Genomic DNA, 21,842 nt, shown 5'->3' with positions numbered 1-21,842 from the left:
TTATTAAGGATATGATTAATTGAGATAAGTTATGTATGGTTTATTTTGCTAATTTATAAATTTCTACTTTATACCGAAAAAATGATGATTTTCTTTGGAAAGAGGGGTTAAAATGAAATCTATATACATAACCGGCTATATGGGAGCAGGGAAAACAACAATTGGAAAAGCGTTAAGTAAAGAACTTCAAATGGATGTTGTAGATACTGATCAAAAAATCGAAGAGAAGCAAGAGAAGGCAATTCGAAAAATTTTTGCCGAAGAAGGCGAAATGGCTTTTCGGGAATATGAAAGCGAAATGTTACGTGTGCTACCAGTCCATAATGTTATTATTACAACTGGTGGGGGAATTATTGAACGAGCGGAAAATCGCAAGTGGATGAAAGAGAACGGAACTGTCGTGTATTTATATTGTGATCCGCATGTAATTGCAGAAAGGCTTCGGGAAGATACGACACGTCCACTATTTCAAAAGAAAGATATAGATGCATTCGTAAAGAAATTTGAATCACGCCGAGCTTATTATGAAGAGGCTCATATTCATATCGATACGACAAATAAGTCTGTAAAGCAAATTATGAATGAATTAAAGGAAAAGATTAATGTATAAAAAAGTGGACATACTAATCAAGTAGAGGTGATGATAATATGTCTACTAATGATTATGTTCGCTTTGTGACGCAGCAGTTTGTGTCGTATATGGATGCTCCAAAAGAAGATCGAAAACAAAAGAAAGAACAACGCCGTGCTGAAAAAGAGCCATTTATGAATAAGTGGTTTGGTGTTATGCCGCTGAGTGCTGCTTTGTTTTACCGAAATGTAAAAAGTAAAAGAAAAAAATCAAGTTAAATTTTAGTCATATGTTTAGCAAACCAAAAATCCCCTAGTGTCTTATTACACTAGGGGATTTTTATTTACTGCACGGATTCTTGTTCTTCCGTAACGGCATGTATTTTATTGTTCACCCATACGAATCCTATTCCGATACAAATAGAAATGCCCCAGCCGACAGCGGTCATAATCGCTCTCATTTCACCATAGCCATCTACACCAAAAACAGAGATGAAATAAATTTTTAAAAAGCTTTTTAATATAAATTGCAGTCCGAAAAATAACGTTAAATATTGCAGTGCTGGATATATACGACTATCACGATAAAGCTCACGACTTTTATCGCGGTCATGGCCTTGCAGTGCGGCAATATCCGCAGCGAAATATAACATGAGTGGTTTTTTTATGAAAATTGTACAGATGACGATAATACCGAGTACGATGTGATAATATGCATCATTCCACAACATTCGTTCAGCTGACCCAGATAATAAATCTACCGTTGTATTAGAAATGAGTGTAATTAAAATAAAGAACCCTGTCACGTTAAACTGTTTTTCTTTTTTAAAGGTATACAGTGTATAAATAATCCCCGGAACAGAGGAAAGTAACATCGCGTAATAAGGATCGATATAAGGTTTTGCAAATTTCCAAATGAGGAATGGGATTACGAGATAAAAGACAAGATCTAATATAGCTTTTTTATTTTGATTCATACAAAGCCTCCTTAAGTCATACATATATTTTATAATATAATTTCTGAAAATTGTATAAGGTTTAATGGGAAAAGAAAAAATATATCAATTTTCGAGGGGTTAGTAGATTGAAAAAAATTGCCCCTAGCGTAGTAAGTTTTTTTAGTATATAATAAAGGAAACGCTTTCATTTTGATTTGTTCACAAAATGGACGGAAAATCACATATTTACTATCGATATGTTGCTTTATAATGAAACTAATTAAATATACATGCATACAATATTGTGAAATAAATAACATAAATAATCTATATAAATGTAAACGTTATCAAAAGAGAGAGGTGGAGACAATGAGTAAATTTTTCTTCAATCATAATCCAGCAACAGTAGAGGATGGAAGGCTTGTTAAATATGCTGAAATTATTTATGGAGAAGGTGGCCGTTCTGTATTAGAAAATTTAATGGTGAAGGCATCTATCAGATTGCGTGATCGTTATCCGAATAAATCTGACGAGCAGATCTCGAACCTAGTAAATAAAGGCATCCATGATATGTTTCAAAAATATGTGAGCGAGTAAGAGTGGCCAATGGCTGCTCTTATTTTTTTGTATAAGGATTGTAACTTTAGCTGAAAATAAACATGTATTCTGAAAAACGTAAAAAGGAGTGGGAAAGATGAGCAATGGAATTGGACGTTCGAAAGAAAATCTTCCAACTGATGCAAATCATGTGAGCGCGAAGGATCGTGCGTATCAAAAACGCATGGCAAAGCAAAAACAACAAGAGCGTAATGAGGATAGAGAGTAACTCGAAATAAAGCTCCTTCTAAAGCAGAAGGAGCTTTATTTTGATAGAAAATGATTCGCGGTAACATAAAAGAGTCCACCGTTAATAATTTGCACTGTAATACGTGGTTCATACTGTTCTTGCAGAGCTTGTTTTTCAATTTCATAGCTCTCAGGAAGTTCGTCACTTTCTTCATAAAAACGGTTTAAAAGGTCTAAATCATGATTCCAACGCACTCTTGCTTCTTTTGCCCACGTATGGTCATCTTCTGCAATTATATTTTTTAAAGCGTCTTCTATACGTTGTAAACCACTTTGCGGTTTAATGATAGGCGAGAGCGTAAAACAAAAATCAGGTATTTTTGGTGTAAGTTTAATGTTTGTTAATGTTTCATGAAAGTTTGCCATCATTGTTCCAGAAATGAGATGAATACCAATCGAGTGAAGGATGTCTTTTTTTCGATCACATTGATAGGAAACTTTTATATTAATACCGAGCCAAGGGTGGAGCGGTGTATGTGTTGCCCCATTATGTCTTACATCCTCATATAAACGTATGTATGAGCCTAATTCTTTTGTCGTTTGGAAAATTTGATGTAGACGTGGTGAACCGTAGTGAATAAGCTCACCATCATTTTCTTCATTTTCTGGATTTGTAATAAGAGTAAGGCGCATCGGATTCGGTACGCCTCCTGTTTTCTCAAGATAGTGCCAATAAAAAGGGCGATTCATTAATAATTTATCCATCTCAATTGTTAACTGTACATCTAATAAATGAGGAGAACGTTCTAAAATTTCACAGTTATTCGCCTCAAAGAAATTGTATAAGTAATTATGAATTTCATGTTGCTGCATAGCCTTGCACCTCAGCTTCATTTCGTTTCGCAAAGTCGATAATAGATGTTAAGTTTTCCATCTTAATTCTAATTTCACCTTCGCTTTTTGATTGCGCGAAAATTTCTTGAATGTGCGCGTCGATGTTTTTCATATTAATTCTCGTTAAAATTTCATCGAGTTCACCGATAACACGCTCGAATAAGTTGATTTTTTCATATAACAGTTTCAGAATATGTTCTTCAACAGTATGCTTTGTAGCTAAGTTATAAATATGAACATCATTTTTTTGACCGAGACGGTGAATACGTCCGATTCTTTGCTCAAGACGCATTGGATTCCATGGCAAATCATAATTGATCATATGGCTACAAAACTGTAAGTTAATCCCTTCACCACCAGCTTCAGTTGCAATTAATACTTGTGCGTGGTTTTGGAAAAGCTCCTTCATCCAATCTTTCTTCCCGCGTTTAAACCCGCCGCGGAATGGAACGGAAGAAATACCGTGTTGTTGTAAAAACCATTGTAAGTACATTTGTGACGCTCGATATTCTGTGAAGATAACGACTTTATCGTCAATTTCTTTTATAAGCTCAAGAGCTTTATTTGCTTTTGAGTTGAAAGGAATATGATTAATTTTGTCCATTAGCACATCGATATGTGGATCTTTTATATAATGTTCGTTTTCTTTCTGTCTTTTTTCTACATGCTTTTTCAATGAATAGTAAACAGCCTCACGACTACTACACGCTTCCCGTTTTAAAGTTAACGATGAGAAAGCAGATGTGAAGGCGTCTTGTCCTCGCCAATTCTCGATATCATTATATAGAGCTTGTTCTTGTTCATTAAACTCAACAAAAATTGTACGTACATGTCTCTTCGGCCAATCGATACCGGTATTATGTCGTCTATTTCGCACCATTACTTTATTAATGAGAGCTTTTAAGTCTTCATCTGATTCGGCTGAGCGATTTTTGGAAGCGTAATATTCTTCAAAGTTGGATTGATTGCCTAAATGTCCTGGTTTTAATAAAGAAACAAGGTTAAAAATTTCATCAATCTTATTTTGAACAGGAGTAGCGGTTAGTAATAAGCAAAACTTCTTTTTTAATCGTTGTGCAAATTCATAGTTTTTTGTTTTATTATTTTTCAGTTTATGTGCTTCATCGATAATAATAAGGTCATATTCCAAGTTCAACACGATATCGCGATGTGGTGAACGTTTCGCAGTATCAATTGATGATACGATTACGTCAGCTTGTTCCCATGAGTAGCTTTTCTTTTGTGCTACAGCGGGAATGAAAAACTTTGTATTCAGTTCGTATGCCCATTGTGATACGAGAGAAGCTGGGACAAGTATAAGTACCTTTTTCACAAGCCCGCGGACCATGTATTCTTTCAAAATAAGTCCAGCTTCGATTGTTTTTCCAAGGCCTACTTCATCTGCTAGAATCGCTTTACCGTTCATTTGTTCAATCACATTTTGAGCGACTTCTAATTGATGCGGAAGCGGTGTGAAATGGGATAAATGTTTCGGTGCTTGTAGTCCATCAAAAGTAGGAACAAGTAACGATTTTTCTGTTTCATAAGCTAAGTGATATAAATCCCAGTTTGTCCAAGGACCATCTTCGTCAATTCTATTTAAAAAATTGTTTTGCCATGTCCGATCTACGGAAATATCGACATTCATTACAACTCTCCCACCTTTTATAAACTAAAGTAATTATTTTTAATGTATGATGATTTTCCTTAAAAGAAGGCATAATTATCGTTATTAAAGGCTATATGATAGACAATAATAAAGTATTAAATCTCAAAAGCTGTATTTATTGTGTTTTAGCATAAAAAATTCTAAATTATTTTTTATGCTAGAATATTGATGAAATATAGCGAATGATGTTAGGATAATGGTGTGAAATGTGTGGAATCTTTCGTATTTTATCCAAGAAAGTGATTTTTTATTTACGCTTTCATAAAAAAATATAATGAGATTCCGTATATCCTATCTTTTCAGAATGAAAATGTTTAGAAAAGGGAAGCAACTTTTATTGATTTGTCAAAGCATAAGGGGGAGAGAGCATGATTACATTACAACGTACACCGTTATTTGATGTATACGCGAAGTATGGTGGAAAAACAATCGACTTCGGTGGTTGGGAATTACCAGTTCAATTTTCAAGCATTAAAGAAGAACACGAAGCTGTACGTACAGCTGCAGGTTTGTTCGATGTGTCTCATATGGGAGAAGTTGAAGTAAAAGGTGTAGATAGTTTAGCATTTTTACAACGTGTTGTTACAAATGACGTATCTACCTTAAAGGTAGGGGGCGCACAATATACAGCTATGTGCTACGAAAATGGTGGTACAGTAGATGATTTATTAATCTACAAACGTGGTGAAGAAGACTATTTATTAGTAATCAATGCATCAAATATCGAGAAAGATTACGAATGGTTAGCAAGTCATGTAATTGGCGATGCGACAGTAGTCAATGTTTCTAGTGAAGTTGCACAGCTTGCAATTCAAGGACCAAAAGCAGAAGGCATTTTACAAAAAGTTGTGTCAGAAGATTTGAAAGAAATTAAGTTCTTTAAATTTAAAAACGATATTCTTGTAGATGGAATTCCAGCACTTGTATCTCGTACAGGTTACACAGGTGAAGATGGATTCGAAATTTACTGTAAGAGTGAAGATGCTGCAAAACTTTGGGAGAAACTTCTTGAAGTTGGAGCAGAACAGGGCTTAAAAGCATGTGGTTTAGGTGCTCGTGATACACTTCGATTCGAAGCAACATTACCACTTTATGGACAAGAATTATCAAAAGATATTACACCGATTGAGGCTGGAATTGGCTTTGCGGTAAAAACAAATAAAGAAGCAGACTTCTTTGGAAAAGCAACGTTAAAAGAGCAAAAAGAAAACGGTGCGCCTCGTAAATTAGTCGGCATCGAAGTAATCGAACGTGGAATTCCTCGTACGCATTACCCTGTATTTATTGGTGAAGAAAAAATTGGGGAAGTAACGAGTGGTACACAATCTCCAACGTTAAAGAAAAGCATTGGTTTAGCACTAATTGATGTAAAATACGCAGCAGTTGATACAGAAGTAGAAATTGAAATTCGTAATAAACGCGTCAAAGCAGTAGTTGTTCCAACACCATTTTACAAACGTTCAAAGTAACGGGGAGAGGGGTAGATTTCATGTTGCATCGTTATCTTCCAATGACAGAAGAAGACAAAAAAGAAATGTTACAAACGATCGGCGTTCAAACGATCGATGAATTATTCTCTGATATTCCAGAGAGTGTTCGTTTTAAAGGGGATTTAAAAATTAAAGAAGCAAAATCAGAGCCAGAGCTTTTAAAAGAGCTATCTCAAATGGCTAGTAAAAATGCTAACTTAAAAGAATACGCTTCTTTCTTAGGAGCAGGCGTATACGATCATTATGCTCCAGTAATTGTAGATCATGTTATTTCTCGCTCAGAATTTTATACAGCTTACACACCATACCAACCGGAAATTTCACAAGGGGAATTACAAGCAATCTTTGAATTCCAAACAATGATTTGTGAATTAACAGGAATGGATGTAGCAAACTCTTCTATGTATGACGGGGGGACAGCTTTAGCTGAAGCGGCAATGTTAGCAGCTGGCCATACTCGCAAAAAGAAAATTCTTGTATCTAGCGCGGTTCATCCAGAATCAAGAGCAGTGCTTGAAACGTATGCAAAAGGTCAAAATCTTGAAGTTGTTGAAATTAATCATAAAGATGGTGTAACAGATTTAGACGTATTACAAAGTGAAGTAGATGATACAGTTGCTTGTGTAATCGTTCAATATCCAAACTTCTTCGGACAAGTTGAAAAATTAGCTGATATTGAAAAAATCGTTCATCAACAAAAATCATTATTTATCGTTTCTTCAAATCCATTATCATTAGGCGCATTAACACCACCAGGGAAATTTGGTGCTGATATTGTAATCGGTGATGCACAACCATTCGGTATTCCAACGCAGTTTGGTGGACCGCACTGTGGTTACTTTGCAACAACGAAAGCATTTATGCGTAAAATTCCAGGACGTCTTGTTGGACAAACTGTAGACTCAGATGGTAAACGTGGATTTGTATTAACGTTACAAGCACGTGAACAGCATATTCGTCGTGATAAAGCGACATCTAACATTTGTTCAAACCAAGCGTTAAATGCATTAGCAGCTTCTGTTGCAATGACGGCACTTGGCAAACAAGGTGTGAAAGAAATGGCACGTCAAAACATTTCTAAAGCACAATATGCAAAACGTCAATTTGAAGCGAAAGGCTTCACAGTAACATTTGCTGGACCATTCTTCAATGAGTTTGTTGTAGATTGCAAACGTCCAGTGAAAGAAGTAAACGATGCATTATTACAAAAGAATATTATCGGCGGTTACGATCTAGGCCGTGATTATAAAGAGCATGAAAACCATATGCTTGTAGCAGTAACTGAGCTTCGTACAAAAGAGGAAATTGACACACTTGTAAACGAAATGGGGGCTATCCAATGAAGAACCAAGACCAAGCACTTATCTTTGAAGTGAGTAAAGAAGGACGCATAGGATATAGCTTACCCAAATTAGATGTAGAAGAAGTGAAACTAGAAGATGTGTTTGAGAGCGATTATATTCGAGTAGAAGATGCAGAGCTACCAGAAGTATCTGAACTTGATATTATGCGCCACTATACAGCACTTTCAAACCGTAACCACGGTGTGGATTCTGGATTCTATCCACTTGGATCTTGTACGATGAAATATAATCCGAAAATTAATGAGAGTGTAGCTCGTTTCGCAGGATTTGCAAATATTCATCCGTTGCAAGATGAAAAGACAGTACAAGGTGCAATGGAATTAATGTACGATTTACAAGAGCATTTAATTGAAATTACAGGTATGGATACTGTTACTTTACAACCAGCAGCTGGTGCACACGGAGAATGGACAGGTTTAATGTTAATTCGTGCATACCATGAAGCGAATGGTGACTTTAACCGTACGAAAGTAATTGTGCCTGACTCTGCTCACGGAACGAATCCAGCATCTGCAACTGTAGCTGGTTTTGAAACAATTACAGTAAAATCAAATGAAAATGGTCTTGTTGACCTAGAAGATTTAAAACGTGTTGTAAACGAAGAAACAGCAGCACTTATGTTAACAAATCCTAATACATTAGGTCTATTCGAAGAAAATATTTTAGAAATGGCAGAAATCGTCCATAATGCAGGCGGTAAATTATACTATGATGGTGCAAACTTAAATGCGGTATTAAGCCAAGCACGCCCAGGAGATATGGGATTTGACGTTGTGCATTTAAACCTTCATAAAACATTTACAGGTCCTCACGGCGGTGGTGGCCCAGGTTCTGGTCCAGTAGGTGTGAAAGCTGATTTAATTCCGTACTTACCAAAACCGATTTTAGAGAAAACGGCAAATGGTTATCACTTCAACTACGACCGTCCAGAAGCAATTGGTCGTGTGAAACCATTCTATGGTAACTTCGGAATTAACGTTCGTGCATACACGTATATTCGCTCTATGGGTCCAGATGGCTTGCGTGCAGTAACTGAGTATGCTGTATTAAATGCGAACTATATGATGAGAAGATTAGCGCCATTCTACGATCTTCCATTCGATAGACATTGTAAGCATGAATTTGTATTATCAGGTCGTCGTCAAAAGAAACTTGGTGTACGTACATTAGATATTGCAAAACGTCTGCTTGATTTCGGTTACCATCCACCAACAATTTACTTCCCATTAAATGTGGAAGAATGTATTATGATTGAGCCGACAGAAACAGAATCAAAAGAAACATTAGATGGTTTCATTGATAAGATGATTCAAATCGCTAAAGAAGTAGAAGAAAATCCAGAAGTTGTACAAGAAGCACCACATACGACAGTCATTAAACGTTTAGATGAAACGATGGCTGCACGTAAACCAGTTTTACGTTATGCGAAGCCAGCTCCTGTACAAGTTTGATTAAAATAACAAAGGAAGAACTCGCTGAGGCGGGTTCTTTTTTTGTATGGAGAATTTGTCCCGCATTAACGGACAGTAAACTCTCAACTCAAAACTTAGCTGGTGCAAAGAAGCCAGGTGGGAGATAAACTGTCCGTAAATGCCCGATTGGTTCAACTAATAATCAGTGGGGATGAACAAAAATCCCCACTGATTAAAGTTTCACTTTATGCAGAAATAGTGAAGAAAATGTTAAAAAAATATGTTTTTTGTTTCCTAATGGTGTAAGGTGTAGTTTTATAGGTAGTTTTGTTGAAAAAGTCGGTTTGATAAAAGTATTTATTTTTGTTAGAATTTTATTGAAATTAAGAAGATGTGATGAGGCAAAGATTACTCATTTTTATGTATATGTGAAAAAACGAACAAGACGGGGGTGAAAGTGTGGGATATCGATGTTATAGAATGGTATACCATTTAGAAAATGGAGAAACAATTAAAGATGTAAAAGAATTTTGCTATCGAGACCAAGGAAAAGTGTTAGAAAGAGTAGCAAATCGTGTAATGGATAATAGAGAAGTGACGGTGATTGATAAACAAGGAACAATCATTTCAATAGCATGTGAGGACATTGTAAAGGTGGAACTTGATTACATAACAGAAAGTTAACCTTGAGTCATATCGAATTATTCGATAAAATAAACTGTTGAATGGTGAAGTGAGAAGAGAGGAGTTTATCATGGGTAGTACAAGACACTTTTATATGTTTATCTTAGCGTTTGTTCTTGTTGTGGCATTAACGATTTACTTAATCGTTGACAGCAGCTGGTACAACACAGTTCATCCGGTATTCCTTCTGTTTATGTATATAGGAATTGCAGTAGTAAGTTTCGGAATGAGAGACGAGATGTTAGATCGCTTTGAAAAGTGATACATATACGAAAGACCAACAGGAAAATGTTGGTCTTTTTTTCTTGCCAAAAATAGGATGGTGTGTATATACTGTATATATAAGGTATATACAGTATATACACAAACTGGAGGAAAACATGAATATTATTATTTCGAATTCTTCCCAAGACCCTATTTATGTGCAAATAAGAAAACAATTAAGCCAGCTTATTTTAAATGGCGGTTTAAAGGGTGGAGATCAATTACCGTCTATTCGTAGCTTAGCGAAGGAATTACAAATTAGTGTCATTACAACGAAGCGTGCATACGAGGAGCTTGAAAAAGAAGGATATATAGAAACTGTTGCTGGGAAGGGGACCTATGTTTCACGTAAAAATAATGAACTATTAAAAGAACAAAGGCTTCGCCTATTGGAAAGTAAAGCGGAAGAGATTGTGAATGAAAGTAAAGCGTTGCAGCTTTCACTTGAAGAATTACAGCAGATGATTGCGTTTTTATATAAGGGGGAATGAGAGAGATGTTAGAGTTAAAAAACGTTTGTAAAAGTTATGAAGGTTTCGCAGTGAAAAATATAAGTTTTACGTTACCACGCGGATATATTATGGGGTTTGTCGGACCGAATGGGGCCGGGAAAAGTACGACGATCAAAATGATTATGAATTTAATTAAAAAAGATAACGGAGATATAAAAATTTTTGGCAAGGACAATAAGAAAGCTGAAAAGGAAATAAAACAAAATATCGGCTTTGTATATGATGAAAATCATTATTACGAAGATTTAACGTGTGAACAAATGAAGCGTATTATTGCACCGTTATATAAAAAGTGGGACGAAGAGCAGTATCAATCGTATATGCATAGATTACAAGTTCCAAAGTATAAAAAAATTAAAGAATTATCAAAAGGAATGAAAATGAAATTTGCGATTGCAATCGCACTTTCGCACCACGCAGAGTTTATTATTATGGACGAACCGACAGCAGGGTTAGATCCAGTTGTTCGAAGTGAATTACTTGATATGTTGCAAGAAATTGTAATGGAAGATGAAGTATCCGTATTATTCTCAACGCACATTACAACAGATTTAGAGCGCATTGCAGATTATGTTACGTTCATCAATGATGGAGAAATTATATTTACTGGTGAAAAAGAAGACTTAATGGAGAACTACGTAATCGTAAAAGGCAGTAATGATTTATTAGACCGAGAAGGAAAAGAACTATTTGTTGGATTACGAAAAAGTAAGTTTGGTTTTGAAGGTTTAGCGAAGGATAAACAAGGAATCATCGATTGGTTTGGAAATGAGGTTGTACTAGAAAAGCCTACATTAGATGACATTATCGTTTACACTGCGAAAGGGAGAGGTGCCTATGCGTCAGCTCGTATATAAAGATTTGTTCTTTTTTCGGGTAATGTGGTTAGTGAATTTTGTTATGCCTCTTTTGTTTTTTATGTTAGAGCCAAGTGGTGAATTTTTATTTCCGATGAGTTGTCTATTTATAACCCTCTCCTCCGTTATGACGTTAACCTTTATGGATGAAAGAAATAAAAGTGACATTATTATAAATAGTTTACCAGTAAGTCGGAAGGATATCATTATTGCTAGATATATTTCCTGTGCAATATTTATTGTCGGTGCCATGGTTTCAACTATGATAATTGTATTCCTTTTAAGAGGTATTGCTGTTATTGATGATATTGGTGTATACCATCCTAATTTTTATATTGAAATTCCATGGTATGTAGTGGTAAGTGGAGTGATTTATTCTTTAGTATTTGTGGCGACATTTTTTCCTAGTTATTATGGTACAAAATCAAAGGGCATGAGAAGTATAGTATCAGCGGCAGCAATGGGGATTGGTGTACTTCTTTGGATGTTTATTAGTGATGATCTGAACAAAGCTACACCACCATTTATAAATTGGATTATGAATCCATTACATTTTGGCATATTTATAGTTGGATTAATCACACTAGCTAGTGTCTATATCGTTTCTATGCTTCTTACAATTAAAATTTATGAAACGCGTGATTTATAGAGAGGAGAATTCATATGCAACAGTTGATTTTGAAGGAGTTTTTTTTACAGAAGAAGATGTTTCCTTTCTATTTTTTAATCCCTATTTTATCTATTTTTAAGAATTCCGTCGAACCAATGGGGATTGCAATAGGAGTATTTATAACATGTAGTACGATTATATATATTTCTTTTTATTATGACGAGAAAAGTAAAGCAGAAAAAGTATTAGTGAGTTTGCCTATAACGAGAAAAGAGATAATTATAGCTAAATATATTTCAAGCACATTATTTATTATGGCTGGTTTGAGTGTAACTTTTATAGTCGTAATATTAGGGAATATTTTATTGAACAGAGATATAGTTATGCCTGGATATGCAATATTTTCAGCAATAGTAGCAACTTTGATTTATTGTGCAGTAACGATACCGACTAATTACATTGGGGGATATAAAGTTATTACTGTCTTGAATTTGATTATGCTTTTTCCTTTAATGGGTATGATTGGTCTTATGTGCAATATTTTTGGTGATAAAACAATTATGTTAAAAGTACTTCACTCTCAAGAGGCTACACAAGCAATGGGTGTTCTTAGTATCGGAGTATTAGTGAGTATATTCGTATCCATGTTCCTCTCAATGAAAATGTTTCAGGAGGCAGAGTTATAGAAGGGACATTTTCATATTAGGAGGTGTAATACATGATCAAGCAACTAATTTTAAAAGATTTCATCATTCAATGGAAATTTTTAATTTGGTACATACTGTATCCTGTTTTCTTTTATATGGCCTTAACAGATACGTAAAATTTATTCATCATTATGTCAGTAATTATTACAATTGGGGCAACAGTAAAAACATTTGAAGCAGATAGTAAAAATGAGAGTGAAGTTATAGTAAATAGTTTACCAATATTGAGAAAACAAATTGTGTATGCGAAATATATAGTAGCAATAATTATTCTTTTTATAAGTGTAACGGTCGGTTGTTTCACGATAGGAATGAAGAGCGAGGTTAACTTATTTGAATTTATTGAAACGACAATGGTTGCTAGTATTAGCTTTATTTTAGTGTATTTAAGCTTTGTTCTACCAATATCTTTTTGGTTAGGATATAAAAAAACTATTCTTATTACAATAGTAATATTCATGGCGCCGATTGTTATTTTAGAAACTTTGTTTCAAATCAACTTGGAACAAATTCAATTATATAACAGCATGTTATTCGTTAGTTCAATATGCATGTTCATAATATCTATCTTTGTTTCAGTAAAAATATATAAAAAAAGAGAATTTTAAAAGGTGCCTTAAAAAAAGGCACCTTCTTCAATAACGACAATACGAGAGCAGTAGTTTATAAAAAGAAACGCTATTTGGCACATCTTTCGGAGTATGTAATATAAAGCTGAAAACGATGATGAGAATAAGAAATAGGAAAAATAAAAATAGGATTTGCTTATGTATAGAATTTTGCATATTATCCACTCCTTTTTTTGGGTAGTATGTCCAAAAGAAAGGAATGTATGAAAAAAATTGGAGGGGGAACAATGGGGAAACGAAAATTGTTATTTGAAATAGGAGTATTATTTTTGTCAATAGGTCTTTTGTTATCAAATTTTTATTCAGACATACCATCACCGTTTCCTAATTTGCATAAAGGAATTGGTATAAGTATTGTTATAATTGGTCTGTTTTGTCTTATCACATCTAACTTCTACAGAAAGTCTGAATGAATATAAAAAAGGACAGTTACTCTTTTTCAGAAGTACTGTCCTTTTTAAATAACTTATTCCATAGTTTGGCGATACTCCATATAATGACGATTGCAATGGAGGCGATAATGGACCAAACAATCGATATAATTTCAAGTGTCATGTTAGGAAGGAATGTGAGAATGGATAATACTTTATGAAACAATGATTCTATTATATGAAAACTTATTTGTAATAGAATGACGATACAAAGTGTGATCCATGCTAATATTTTCTTTCCTTGTTCTTTCCACATGACATTCACCTCACGTTAGCTTAATAGTTTTAAGCCAACAGCGCCGCATAAAATGCAGCTTAAGAAAGCAAGACGACGCCAATCCGCTGATTCTCGGAAAATAAGGATGCCTAGAAGTGCGCTTCCGGCAGTTCCAATTCCAGTCCAAATCGCGTAAGCAGTTCCCATCGGTAATGTGTTCATCGCAAGAGATAAGAAGAAGAAGCTTACGCCGAAGTTAGCGATCAAGATAACTTTTGGTGCCCAGCCTTTCTTTTCAGTGGCTACTTTCATAAAGAGTACACCAATAATTTCACAAATACCAGCTAGAATTAAAAATACCCAAGCCATTTTATGCAGCCTCCTTCGCTTCTTTTTCTTCTGTTACTCGTTTTAAACCAATTACTCCGAAGAAGATTAAACCGATTAATAAAACTTTTACGATAGAGAAAGGTTCTCCGAAAACGAAAATCTCAGTAAGAACGATTCCACCAGCTCCAATACCTGTAAAGACTGCGTATACAGTACCGACAGGTAAATCTTTATAAGCTCTAAATAATAAGACGAAACTAATTGTAATTAATAGAGCAACACCAGCCCATTCAAGTGGTGCTTCCGCGTGTTTTAATCCAATCACCCAAAAGATTTCAATAATACCAGCTAAGATTACATAAATCCATGCCATTTGTCATTTCTCCTTCCTACCAGTCGTTAGGTAAAGGGCTTAAAAACGACGCATTGCAAAGGAGCAATCCGTCAGTTTGAAAGGCCTCGCCAAAATACTTGCCAAGAGGCGTTTAAACGAGTCTCAAAGCGATTTAAACCTGCGAATAGTAGTTCAACCATAAGTCCGTCCAGTAAGCATAGGAAAGCTTCTAGAGCGTCTTTCACTTCAATATTATGCAGTTCACTTTGCTCGTTTGCCTGTTTAAATATAGGGAATAAAAGTTTTCCGACGTTTTCAATGTGCGCATTCGCTTTTTCGATAATTTGTTCGCGAAATGCATCAGGCGGAAAATAAGAAGTTCGTAACCAAAACATTGATTCTTCACTTTCACCAAATCGTTTTGCGTAGCCCTTTAGTAATTGTAAGAGCAATTCTTCAGTAGACGAATTTGAAAATTTTTCGATATCGTCAGTGAAGCTTTGTAAATCTTTTTGAAGAGCGGATTCTAAGCATATAAAATATAGCTCTTCTTTTCCTTTAAAGTGTGCGTAAATCGATGGCTTTTTAATCCCAACTTCTTGAGCAATATTTGCTAATGAAGTTCCTTCGTAGCCGTAGCGTGCGAAATGAGAAAGTGCTACAGCTTTAATGCGGTTTGCTGTCATTTTTATCCCCTACCTACCGTTCGTTAGGTTCATTATATGAGATGGAAAATATAAAGTCAATAGGTGAAGAGCTGAAAAAGAGCGTTATAGGTAACGCTCTTTTTAGACAGTCTCTCGCTCAATTAAATGGAATGAAAGCTCTTTTGTACTGCCGACAATTTGCTCGCTTTGAATCTGCTTATGAAATAAAGAAAAAGCATGTGAGCCCATTGCGAGACCGGGATGTTCAATTGTGGAAATTTCTAATGCCTTTGAAATTTCATGATTATCAAATCCAAGGATAGCAAGGTCTTCAGGTACTCGAATACCATGTTTTCGAGCCTCTGTTAATAAACCAGCTGCAACTTGATCGTTCGCTGTGAAAATAGCAGTTGGACGATTTGTCATATTTAAAATACGATGGAGTATTTGTGCTCCGTCCTGCATTGTATAGCATTGGTGGAAAATCCATTCAGGATGCAACGTTTTCCCTTCGTTACGAAGTGTATCGGCGAACGCTTTTTCTCGCTCCATGGAATTTACACTTGTTTTTCTTGCTAAACAAATTCCGATTTTTTCATGGCCTCTACTTAGTAAATAGGCAGTACCGAGACGGAAACCTTCATAATGATCTACGTAGATGGATGAAATGAGGGGATGCTTCATTTTTTCACATGAAATAATAGGGGCAAATTTTGCAAAAGGTTCGATTTGTTCCCAAGAGCTCGTTCGGGAGCAAATAATCATCCCATCAAATTGTTTCATTTTCATCATTTCAAGAACACGAATTTCTTCAATGCTATCGTAATTCGTTTGACATAAATTAATGTGATATCCGGCAGCTAACGCTTCGTTTCCGATTCCTTCAATAATCGTACTGAAGTAGGGGAGGTTAATGAAAGGAAGCATAACGCCAATTGTATATGTTTTCCCTCTTATTAAATGGACAGCATTTATATTTTTTGCGTAGTTTAATTCTTCAACAGCATCTAGAACACGCTTACGCTTTTCTTCTTTTACGTAAGGGTGATTATTCAGGACACGAGAAACAGTTGATATCGATACACCAGCAGTTTTAGCAATTTGTTTTATATTGGCCATATGTATCACCTCTTTCCCTTATTATAAAGGGAAAATAATAAGAAAGAAAAAATCTTGACCTGAAAAGCTTTTCACAAACTATGGTATTAATAAGACTTCTTTTTATTCGCGTAACCTTTTCACTTGGGCGTAAGAATGATAGGGGTCTTTTTTGTTTGCAAAAAGTGTTGTCAAAATGTGTGAGAATAACGTGGAAAGTTTTCAAAGGTGGAGTTTGGTGACAAAGCGAATATGAAGAGAATATCAACGCTTCGTTCGTTAAGAGAGCGGTATGAAAGGGCGGAAACAAATTGAAAAAAAGAATCATTTGTTTCGTGTTTTCTAGTTTCATGCTTAGTTCGTGTTCATTTCAACAAACGATGCAAGAAGAAAAACACTTTGTGGGAACAACAGGAGGAGCTATGGATCGTGTTACGGATCCTATTCCGCTAAAGGAACTTCCAAAATATTTTCCGGTGAAGTTTAAAGTTCCAACGTTTTTACCGTACGACATTACAAGTGATGTGAAGGGGGAAGTAAGAACGCTTGGGAAAAAGAACACTGTCTTAACGATTAAATATAAACAGAAGGAGTCAGGTAGAAATGAGTATATTGAGTTAAATGTCGCGAACTTTCCTTATAGTTTTCCGGATCTTGTGGAAGAGAAGCGATTTCAAGAACAAATGAAACTGAATAATGGAACGTCTGCTTATTTTAAAAATAAAGATGATTATGAACGTGGTGACGAATTTGCTACGCTTATATGGAAAGAGAAAGGAATTGAATATCAACTGCTGTATCGGAATGTAGAAGAGAACGATGAAAAGGTAATCAAGCAGAATTTATTATACATTGCGAATAAGATGAAATGAAAAAACTAGCTGATTTATTCAGCTAGTTTTTTGTATGTTATTATTTCTTTTTAATTTTGCCTGTCCAAGATTTAAATCCACCTTGTAATTGGTAGAAATCTTTGTAGCCTTGTTTTTTTAAGTATTGCGCTGCACGACCTGTACGGAATCCGCTTTGGCAATATAAGTAAACAGGTTGATCTTTACGAAGTTCTTTATGGCGAAGGCGAATTTGTGATAACGGAATGTTACGTGCACCTAAAATATGCCCTGCGTTATATTCGTCTGCTTCACGAATATCGATAAGCTGTGCTTTACGGTAGCCAGCGCGAAATTCTTCTTCTGTAAGAGTTTTAATTAATTTTTTCTGATAGAAGTACATCCATACAGTGTAGCCGATAAATGCTACGATTACGGCTAATAAAATAATCCAAGTTGTTGACACGATTCTATCGCTCCCTTTTTTCTTATCCTACTTTCAATATTATAATGCCCATATGTATTTATGCAACAGATTCATTTGCATATAAGAAGAAATTTCGTATTCTTTCACAAATTTTGTCGAATTTGGTAGACTAGAGAATGTGAAAAATAATTGGTTATATGAGGTGCAGGATGGGAAAAGAAAAATGGTGTTATATTAACTCTGGTCAATGTTCACCGGCATTTAATATGGCGTTAGATGAATGTTTATTAAATTGGCAAAGTGACAAGAAAATGCCACCAACAATTCGTTTTTATGAATGGGAAGTACCAACATTAACAGTTGGATATTTTCAACGTGTTGAAAAAGATATTAATATGGATGTAGTTAACGAAAAGAAATATGGATTCGTTCGTCGTCAAACAGGCGGCAGGGGTGTACTACATGACAAAGAGTTAACGTATAGTGTTATTGTGTCTGAAGATCATCCGAATATGCCGAAAACAGTTACAGAAGCGTATCGTGTTATTTCGCAAGGTTTATTAGATGGTTTTAAGGCATTAGGGTTAGAAGCCTATTATGCAGTTCCAAAAACAGAAGCAGATCGTGAAAATTTAAAAAATCCACGTTCAGGCGTATGTTTTGATGCACCATCTTGGTATGAAATTGTAGTGGAAGGACGAAAAATTGCTGGTAGTGCTCAAACACGTCAAAAAGGTGTTATTTTACAGCATGGATCGATTCCATTAGAAATTGATTTAGATGAACTATATGATCTATTTTTATTCCCAAATGAACGTGTGAAGGAACGTATGAAGAGTATGTTCTCTTCTAAAGCAGTAGCAATTAATGAATTAACAGACCGTACATTTACGATAGAGCAGTTAATTAAAGCGTTTGAAGTTGGCTTTGAAAAAGGATTAGATGTAGAACTTGTTCCATATGAATTAACAGAAGAACAGTTACATGAAGTTCAAACGTTAGCGAAAGAAAAGTATGAAAGTAATGAGTGGAATTATAAAAAATAAGAGATGGCGATAGCCACCTCTTATTTTTTTATAGTAAATTAAGTACTTTTTCTACTTTGATTCCTTTATCTTGTAAAGAACGAAGGCGACTTACAACGTCCATAATTTCTTTGTCAAATGTAACGCTAATACCTTGGCTTTGTAGTTCTTCTTTTAAGCTTTCAATAGAATCATCTATGTCGATGCCAAGCTCGTAATCTTGACAAACTTCAATTGTCTTTTTCACGAGTTTAACATAATTTTCTTGTAGTTTTGAATTTGTTTCAGTCAAAGCAGGCTGCTTCGGTTTTGCAGGAGCAACCGGTGCTGTCTCTTGCTTTGTAACTGGAGTAGGGACTGCTTTTTTCACAGGCGTTGGAGTAACTAGTTCTACAGCTGCTTCTACGCTTACTGGCTTCGGTGTCGGTACTGGCGTAGGCTTAGCCATAGCAGGTGTTTCCACACGCGTAACAGGCTTAGGAGCAGGTGTAATTGCTTTTGGAGCTTCTACAACTACTTCTTTTTTCGGTGCTGCTTCTACCTGTGTTTCTTCTTGCTCGGCAGCTTCTTTATTTTCTTTACTCCACATAACGCGTTCAATTTCTAGAGAAACATTGTTTTTGTTCATCGCTGTTAATGTAACTTTACCAACTTCAGCGTTTCCAGTGAAATCAACAATTTTATAAATAACACTCTTGTTCCAATCCACGTTTCCGCTCAAAAATAATTCTTCGTTACATTTCGGCGTTAAGCCCTCGATTTTAATTTCTGCGTTTACACCGTTTTCACTATATACCATAATTAGCGAAGCATTTACATCTTCGTCTGCTAACATTAGTTCACGTACCATTTTGCCGGTGCGTACTTGCGTTTTCTTCTTAACTGACATCTAATTTCTCCTCTCAAAAATTCAGTAATAATAAAAAAATCGTATAACGAAAAATAATTGCTCACGAAGATTTATGATACCGATAATAAAAGCATCACGTCAACAATTAACTTTAATTATTTTGCATTTTTCTTATTTTCTTTATGAAATTTTTCAATTTGTAAAATTAGACAGAAGAAAAAACAGCCTTTTGAAGGGCTGTTAAAAATTTGATTTTTTGTATAGTAGTTTATATAAAATAAAAAATAAGATTGCGATTAAGGCGTTTTGCCAAAAGGTTAGATGATAAATGAGATAAGGTTGCTTTTGAAAATAAATATTTAAGAATACAGCGGAACAAAATGGAGTAGCAAATGCGAATCCAAATAGAATTTTTCTTTTCCAATTCATTTTCTGATCAAAGGAGTAACGCTTTAATAAATATAAAATAAATAATATACCTAGTATAATTATTGAAACAGACAAAGTAGTTCCAAGGATGCTAAAAGGCGGACTTGATAATGTATTATTTTTTTCAAAGAGAAACATAAAAAATGAAATAATTGCATTTATGCCAAACTGTATAGCAAGGAGTAAACTAATAACAAAACCAATTAAAGAAGTTTTTTCTAATTTTGTTTGGGCGGGTAAAGCAGCTATAAGTTCATCGCAGTAAGATTGTAAATCATTTCCGAAAATGTCATAAGCATTTTTATTTTCAGCTTGTGCTTCGATAAGGTGGTCTAATATTTCTAACAAAAGTTCTTCCACTTGATGTTCGGGTACATTAGATAACCGAAGATATACTAGCATATCACCATAAGCAATTTCGTTTTCGGAAGTTAGAAGCTCACGTTTTTTATTATTCAATTCAATCACGTCTTGTGCATTCATCCCTATCACTCCCCTTGTAATAATAAGTTGTTTACGGTCGTTGAAACCATCCCCCAGCTTTGTTTAAATTCTTCAAGCTGTTCTAATCCTTTATCGGTTACGTGATAATATTTTCGCTTTGGACCGAGTGAGGAAGCTTTTAATGTTCCTTCAATCAACTTTTCTTTTTGCATACGTAACAATAATGGATATATGCTTCCTTCGCTTACAAATGTAAATCCGTGTTTATTTAATTTTGTACTCAGTTCATATCCGTACACTTCTTCTTGTGAAATGATGTATAGGATGCACCCTTCGAGCACGCCTTTTAACATTTGGCTGTGCATGATTTCACCACCTTTTATTCAGGTAACTTGCATTGCAAGGTAGCTGGCATCCAAATTATAACATTCAGTAACTTGCAAAGCAAGTTACTGGGGTGGAAAACTTTAATGTCCCCCATACTAACGAGAGGGCGAAAAGCATATGAGACCATTTATGCCAAAGCTCGTTTACTTTGAACGAAAGGCACTTGAATATCCACTTGGTTTTATAGTTGCGCCAATTTAAATGCATGAAGAATGGGAAGAAGGAACCGTAAACTATTTGAGCGACAAAGATATGACGATACCAAATTTAACGTTTGAATTGATTCAGCATCGTTTTCCAAAACCATCGGAAAATATGTATATAAAAAGGATGATGCAGCAGTATTAAAAGAAACGATAAGAGGTTATATAAATGAGTTTTTTCCTAATGCAGAAATACAATATTTTACTTAAGGGGGGTCTGTATGCAAATACAGATTCTTTTTTGTTTTATATATTTAGGCTCGTTTTCAACTTGTCACGTTATTCTTTCTGGTGTATCATTTTATTGATTGCTTCGTACGGAATAAGCAAAATGAACTTGGATGGAGGAAACCGATGCCTACCCCTAGTATGGAAGATTATATTGAACAAATTTATTTGTTGATTGATGAAAAGGGTTACGCCCGCGTATCTGATATTGCTGAAGCGCTTAGTGTACATCCATCCTCTGTAACAAAAATGGTGCAAAAATTAGACAAAGATGAATATCTAATTTATGAAAAATATAGAGGGCTTGTATTAACAACAAAAGGTAAAAAAATCGGAGAACGTCTCGTATATCGTCATGACTTGCTAGAGCAATTTATGCGTATTATCGGTGTGGATGAAAGTAAAATTTACAATGATGTAGAAGGAATTGAACATCATTTAAGTTGGGAAGCAATTGATCGCATTGGTGATTTAGTGGAATACTTTGAACAAGATGCAGTCCGAGTGGAAACACTTCGTGGTGTTCAAAGAGCAAATGAAGAGAAAAGTAATTAAGGGGAACGTATGGCGTTTCCT

30 protein-coding genes and 2 pseudogenes are annotated in these 21,842 nt (G+C 35.1%); 19 read left to right on the top strand and 13 right to left on the bottom strand.

Annotated features, from left to right (window positions below; genetic code table 11):
- The first annotated feature begins 112 nt into the window (after positions 1-112).
- Complete coding sequence (locus MHB52_RS21975; protein ID WP_061663452.1) at positions 113-610, top strand: shikimate kinase; 498 nt, start codon at positions 113-115, stop codon at positions 608-610.
- A 38-nt stretch (positions 611-648) separates the two neighbouring features.
- Positions 649-849 (top strand): YqzE family protein, encoded by a 201-nt coding sequence (locus tag MHB52_RS21970; RefSeq protein ID WP_000106083.1) that lies wholly within the window; start codon positions 649-651, stop codon positions 847-849.
- 65 nt (positions 850-914) lie between these two features.
- On the opposite strand, the gene MHB52_RS21965 is transcribed toward MHB52_RS21970, so the two are convergent.
- Both MHB52_RS21965 and MHB52_RS21960 read right to left on the bottom strand, forming a co-directional pair.
- Positions 915-1,547 (bottom strand): VC0807 family protein, encoded by a 633-nt coding sequence (locus tag MHB52_RS21965; RefSeq protein ID WP_001073111.1) that lies wholly within the window; start codon positions 1,545-1,547, stop codon positions 915-917.
- A 141-nt stretch (positions 1,548-1,688) separates the two neighbouring features.
- Positions 1,689-1,804, bottom strand: a pseudogene (locus MHB52_RS21960) (GTP pyrophosphokinase).
- A gap of 73 nt (positions 1,805-1,877) precedes the next feature.
- Between MHB52_RS21960 and MHB52_RS21955 the strand changes: the two are divergent.
- Together MHB52_RS21955 and MHB52_RS21950 are read left to right on the top strand one after the other, a co-directional pair.
- Positions 1,878-2,105, top strand: coding sequence for a hypothetical protein (locus tag MHB52_RS21955; protein WP_000032702.1), 228 nt, complete (start codon positions 1,878-1,880; stop codon positions 2,103-2,105).
- A 97-nt stretch (positions 2,106-2,202) separates the two neighbouring features.
- Complete coding sequence (locus tag MHB52_RS21950) at positions 2,203-2,334, top strand: hypothetical protein (RefSeq protein ID WP_000064668.1); 132 nt, start codon at positions 2,203-2,205, stop codon at positions 2,332-2,334.
- Positions 2,335-2,369: 35 nt separating this feature from the next.
- Here the strand turns inward: MHB52_RS21950 and MHB52_RS21945 are convergent, their stop codons facing one another.
- Together MHB52_RS21945 and MHB52_RS21940 are read right to left on the bottom strand one after the other, a co-directional pair.
- Positions 2,370-3,167, bottom strand: a complete 798-nt coding sequence (locus MHB52_RS21945; RefSeq protein WP_001183964.1) for a YqhG family protein — start codon at positions 3,165-3,167, stop codon at positions 2,370-2,372.
- Positions 3,154-4,836 (bottom strand): DEAD/DEAH box helicase, encoded by a 1,683-nt coding sequence (locus MHB52_RS21940; RefSeq protein WP_001100037.1) that lies wholly within the window; start codon positions 4,834-4,836, stop codon positions 3,154-3,156. The genes MHB52_RS21945 and MHB52_RS21940 overlap by 14 nt, the downstream gene beginning before the upstream one ends.
- Before the next feature lie 389 nt (positions 4,837-5,225).
- On the opposite strand from MHB52_RS21940, the gene gcvT reads away from it, so the two are divergent.
- From gcvT to MHB52_RS21885, 11 genes are all read left to right on the top strand, one after another.
- Complete coding sequence (gene gcvT / locus MHB52_RS21935) at positions 5,226-6,326, top strand: glycine cleavage system aminomethyltransferase GcvT (RefSeq protein WP_061663453.1); 1,101 nt, start codon at positions 5,226-5,228, stop codon at positions 6,324-6,326.
- A 20-nt stretch (positions 6,327-6,346) separates the two neighbouring features.
- Positions 6,347-7,690, top strand: a complete 1,344-nt coding sequence (gcvPA, locus tag MHB52_RS21930) for an aminomethyl-transferring glycine dehydrogenase subunit 1 (protein WP_000903240.1) — start codon at positions 6,347-6,349, stop codon at positions 7,688-7,690.
- On the top strand, positions 7,687-9,162 hold the full coding sequence (gcvPB, locus tag MHB52_RS21925; RefSeq protein WP_016118623.1) for an aminomethyl-transferring glycine dehydrogenase subunit 2: 1,476 nt from the start codon (positions 7,687-7,689) through the stop codon (positions 9,160-9,162). The genes gcvPA and gcvPB overlap by 4 nt, the downstream gene beginning before the upstream one ends.
- A 441-nt stretch (positions 9,163-9,603) precedes the next feature.
- Entirely contained in the window at positions 9,604-9,807 is a 204-nt protein-coding gene (locus tag MHB52_RS21920) for a DUF3929 family protein (protein ID WP_050569659.1), read from the top strand.
- A 70-nt stretch (positions 9,808-9,877) separates the two neighbouring features.
- Entirely contained in the window at positions 9,878-10,069 is a 192-nt protein-coding gene (locus MHB52_RS21915) for a hypothetical protein (protein WP_061663454.1), read from the top strand.
- A gap of 118 nt (positions 10,070-10,187) precedes the next feature.
- Positions 10,188-10,562, top strand: a complete 375-nt coding sequence (locus MHB52_RS21910; protein WP_001021353.1) for a GntR family transcriptional regulator — start codon at positions 10,188-10,190, stop codon at positions 10,560-10,562.
- 5 nt (positions 10,563-10,567) lie between these two features.
- A complete protein-coding gene (locus MHB52_RS21905; protein ID WP_000891308.1) occupies positions 10,568-11,440 on the top strand; it encodes an ABC transporter ATP-binding protein in 873 nt (290 codons plus the stop codon).
- Positions 11,421-12,089 (top strand): ABC-2 transporter permease, encoded by a 669-nt coding sequence (locus MHB52_RS21900; protein ID WP_001249565.1) that lies wholly within the window; start codon positions 11,421-11,423, stop codon positions 12,087-12,089. The genes MHB52_RS21905 and MHB52_RS21900 overlap by 20 nt, the downstream gene beginning before the upstream one ends.
- 14 nt (positions 12,090-12,103) lie before the next feature.
- A complete protein-coding gene (locus MHB52_RS21895) occupies positions 12,104-12,736 on the top strand; it encodes an ABC-2 transporter permease (protein WP_001186566.1) in 633 nt (210 codons plus the stop codon).
- 152 nt (positions 12,737-12,888) lie between these two features.
- Entirely contained in the window at positions 12,889-13,365 is a 477-nt protein-coding gene (locus MHB52_RS21890; RefSeq protein WP_061663455.1) for an ABC-2 transporter permease, read from the top strand.
- A gap of 248 nt (positions 13,366-13,613) precedes the next feature.
- Positions 13,614-13,799, top strand: a complete 186-nt coding sequence (locus MHB52_RS21885; RefSeq protein WP_000518066.1) for a hypothetical protein — start codon at positions 13,614-13,616, stop codon at positions 13,797-13,799.
- Between the two features lie 16 nt (positions 13,800-13,815).
- Here the strand turns inward: MHB52_RS21885 and MHB52_RS21880 are convergent, their stop codons facing one another.
- The 5 genes from MHB52_RS21880 to MHB52_RS21860 all read right to left on the bottom strand — a co-directional run bounded on the left by MHB52_RS21880 (position 13,816) and on the right by MHB52_RS21860 (position 16,464).
- Positions 13,816-14,073 carry a DUF3975 family protein gene (locus tag MHB52_RS21880; protein WP_000265427.1) on the bottom strand — a complete coding sequence of 86 codons (258 nt, stop codon included), beginning with the start codon at positions 14,071-14,073 and terminating at the stop codon, positions 13,816-13,818.
- A 15-nt stretch (positions 14,074-14,088) separates the two neighbouring features.
- Positions 14,089-14,403, bottom strand: a complete 315-nt coding sequence (locus MHB52_RS21875; RefSeq protein WP_000312623.1) for a DMT family transporter — start codon at positions 14,401-14,403, stop codon at positions 14,089-14,091.
- Position 14,404: 1 nt separating this feature from the next.
- Positions 14,405-14,737: a DMT family transporter gene (locus MHB52_RS21870; RefSeq protein WP_000312349.1), complete on the bottom strand. Its 333-nt coding sequence runs from the start codon at positions 14,735-14,737 to the stop codon at positions 14,405-14,407.
- 71 nt (positions 14,738-14,808) lie between these two features.
- Positions 14,809-15,390 (bottom strand): TetR/AcrR family transcriptional regulator, encoded by a 582-nt coding sequence (locus tag MHB52_RS21865; RefSeq protein ID WP_002181118.1) that lies wholly within the window; start codon positions 15,388-15,390, stop codon positions 14,809-14,811.
- Between the two features lie 96 nt (positions 15,391-15,486).
- Entirely contained in the window at positions 15,487-16,464 is a 978-nt protein-coding gene (locus MHB52_RS21860; RefSeq protein ID WP_061663456.1) for a LacI family DNA-binding transcriptional regulator, read from the bottom strand.
- Between the two features lie 314 nt (positions 16,465-16,778).
- Between MHB52_RS21860 and MHB52_RS21855 the strand changes: the two genes are divergently transcribed.
- A complete protein-coding gene (locus tag MHB52_RS21855; RefSeq protein WP_025966335.1) occupies positions 16,779-17,315 on the top strand; it encodes a hypothetical protein in 537 nt (178 codons plus the stop codon).
- Positions 17,316-17,355: 40 nt separating this feature from the next.
- Here MHB52_RS21855 and MHB52_RS21850 read toward each other — a convergent pair whose 3' ends face one another.
- Positions 17,356-17,739 (bottom strand): rhodanese-like domain-containing protein, encoded by a 384-nt coding sequence (locus MHB52_RS21850; protein ID WP_044795917.1) that lies wholly within the window; start codon positions 17,737-17,739, stop codon positions 17,356-17,358.
- Positions 17,740-17,909: 170 nt separating this feature from the next.
- On the opposite strand from MHB52_RS21850, the gene MHB52_RS21845 reads away from it, so the two are divergent.
- Positions 17,910-18,746, top strand: coding sequence for a lipoate--protein ligase family protein (locus MHB52_RS21845; RefSeq protein ID WP_000514067.1), 837 nt, complete (start codon positions 17,910-17,912; stop codon positions 18,744-18,746).
- A gap of 28 nt (positions 18,747-18,774) precedes the next feature.
- Here the strand turns inward: MHB52_RS21845 and MHB52_RS21840 are convergent, their stop codons facing one another.
- From MHB52_RS21840 to MHB52_RS21830, 3 genes are all read right to left on the bottom strand, one after another.
- Positions 18,775-19,614, bottom strand: coding sequence for a hypothetical protein (locus MHB52_RS21840; RefSeq protein ID WP_044795918.1), 840 nt, complete (start codon positions 19,612-19,614; stop codon positions 18,775-18,777).
- Positions 19,615-19,815: 201 nt separating this feature from the next.
- Positions 19,816-20,487: a DUF1129 family protein gene (locus tag MHB52_RS21835; protein ID WP_061663457.1), complete on the bottom strand. Its 672-nt coding sequence runs from the start codon at positions 20,485-20,487 to the stop codon at positions 19,816-19,818.
- Positions 20,488-20,492: 5 nt separating this feature from the next.
- Positions 20,493-20,813, bottom strand: a complete 321-nt coding sequence (locus tag MHB52_RS21830; RefSeq protein WP_061663458.1) for a PadR family transcriptional regulator — start codon at positions 20,811-20,813, stop codon at positions 20,493-20,495.
- 190 nt (positions 20,814-21,003) lie between these two features.
- Between MHB52_RS21830 and MHB52_RS21825 the strand changes: the two are divergent.
- Together MHB52_RS21825 and mntR are read left to right on the top strand one after the other, a co-directional pair.
- Positions 21,004-21,248, top strand: a pseudogene (locus MHB52_RS21825) (spore photoproduct lyase family protein); the annotation flags it as partial.
- 144 nt (positions 21,249-21,392) lie between these two features.
- Positions 21,393-21,821, top strand: a complete 429-nt coding sequence (gene mntR / locus MHB52_RS21820) for a transcriptional regulator MntR (RefSeq protein ID WP_001143083.1) — start codon at positions 21,393-21,395, stop codon at positions 21,819-21,821.
- Positions 21,822-21,842 lie beyond the last annotated feature (21 nt).

It is taken from the genome of Bacillus sp. FSL K6-0073, from assembly GCF_038006085.1.
GTDB classification, from domain to species: domain Bacteria; phylum Bacillota; class Bacilli; order Bacillales; family Bacillaceae_G; genus Bacillus_A; species Bacillus_A cereus.
This window is presented reverse-complemented; position numbering and strand designations above follow the sequence as displayed.

Coding starts and splice junctions, on each gene's coding strand:
- MHB52_RS21950 (WP_000064668.1), top strand. CDS start 2,203: ATGAGCAATGGAATTGGACGTTCGAAAGAAAATCTTCCAACTGATGCA.
- MHB52_RS21840 (WP_044795918.1), bottom strand. CDS start 19,614: ATGTCAGTTAAGAAGAAAACGCAAGTACGCACCGGCAAAATGGTACGT.
- MHB52_RS21860 (WP_061663456.1), bottom strand. CDS start 16,464: ATGGCCAATATAAAACAAATTGCTAAAACTGCTGGTGTATCGATATCA.
- MHB52_RS21920 (WP_050569659.1), top strand. CDS start 9,604: ATGGTATACCATTTAGAAAATGGAGAAACAATTAAAGATGTAAAAGAA.
- MHB52_RS21915 (WP_061663454.1), top strand. CDS start 9,878: ATGGGTAGTACAAGACACTTTTATATGTTTATCTTAGCGTTTGTTCTT.
- MHB52_RS21910 (WP_001021353.1), top strand. CDS start 10,188: ATGAATATTATTATTTCGAATTCTTCCCAAGACCCTATTTATGTGCAA.
- MHB52_RS21895 (WP_001186566.1), top strand. CDS start 12,104: ATGCAACAGTTGATTTTGAAGGAGTTTTTTTTACAGAAGAAGATGTTT.
- MHB52_RS21940 (WP_001100037.1), bottom strand. CDS start 4,836: ATGAATGTCGATATTTCCGTAGATCGGACATGGCAAAACAATTTTTTA.
- MHB52_RS21880 (WP_000265427.1), bottom strand. CDS start 14,073: ATGTGGAAAGAACAAGGAAAGAAAATATTAGCATGGATCACACTTTGT.
- MHB52_RS21900 (WP_001249565.1), top strand. CDS start 11,421: ATGCGTCAGCTCGTATATAAAGATTTGTTCTTTTTTCGGGTAATGTGG.
- MHB52_RS21975 (WP_061663452.1), top strand. CDS start 113: ATGAAATCTATATACATAACCGGCTATATGGGAGCAGGGAAAACAACA.
- MHB52_RS21875 (WP_000312623.1), bottom strand. CDS start 14,403: ATGGCTTGGGTATTTTTAATTCTAGCTGGTATTTGTGAAATTATTGGT.
- mntR (WP_001143083.1), top strand. CDS start 21,393: ATGCCTACCCCTAGTATGGAAGATTATATTGAACAAATTTATTTGTTG.
- MHB52_RS21885 (WP_000518066.1), top strand. CDS start 13,614: ATGGGGAAACGAAAATTGTTATTTGAAATAGGAGTATTATTTTTGTCA.
- MHB52_RS21970 (WP_000106083.1), top strand. CDS start 649: ATGTCTACTAATGATTATGTTCGCTTTGTGACGCAGCAGTTTGTGTCG.
- gcvT (WP_061663453.1), top strand. CDS start 5,226: ATGATTACATTACAACGTACACCGTTATTTGATGTATACGCGAAGTAT.
- MHB52_RS21835 (WP_061663457.1), bottom strand. CDS start 20,487: ATGAATGCACAAGACGTGATTGAATTGAATAATAAAAAACGTGAGCTT.
- MHB52_RS21955 (WP_000032702.1), top strand. CDS start 1,878: ATGAGTAAATTTTTCTTCAATCATAATCCAGCAACAGTAGAGGATGGA.
- MHB52_RS21830 (WP_061663458.1), bottom strand. CDS start 20,813: ATGCACAGCCAAATGTTAAAAGGCGTGCTCGAAGGGTGCATCCTATAC.
- gcvPB (WP_016118623.1), top strand. CDS start 7,687: ATGAAGAACCAAGACCAAGCACTTATCTTTGAAGTGAGTAAAGAAGGA.
- gcvPA (WP_000903240.1), top strand. CDS start 6,347: ATGTTGCATCGTTATCTTCCAATGACAGAAGAAGACAAAAAAGAAATG.
- MHB52_RS21965 (WP_001073111.1), bottom strand. CDS start 1,547: ATGAATCAAAATAAAAAAGCTATATTAGATCTTGTCTTTTATCTCGTA.
- MHB52_RS21945 (WP_001183964.1), bottom strand. CDS start 3,167: ATGCAGCAACATGAAATTCATAATTACTTATACAATTTCTTTGAGGCG.
- MHB52_RS21845 (WP_000514067.1), top strand. CDS start 17,910: ATGGGAAAAGAAAAATGGTGTTATATTAACTCTGGTCAATGTTCACCG.
- MHB52_RS21890 (WP_061663455.1), top strand. CDS start 12,889: ATGTCAGTAATTATTACAATTGGGGCAACAGTAAAAACATTTGAAGCA.
- MHB52_RS21870 (WP_000312349.1), bottom strand. CDS start 14,737: ATGGCATGGATTTATGTAATCTTAGCTGGTATTATTGAAATCTTTTGG.
- MHB52_RS21905 (WP_000891308.1), top strand. CDS start 10,568: ATGTTAGAGTTAAAAAACGTTTGTAAAAGTTATGAAGGTTTCGCAGTG.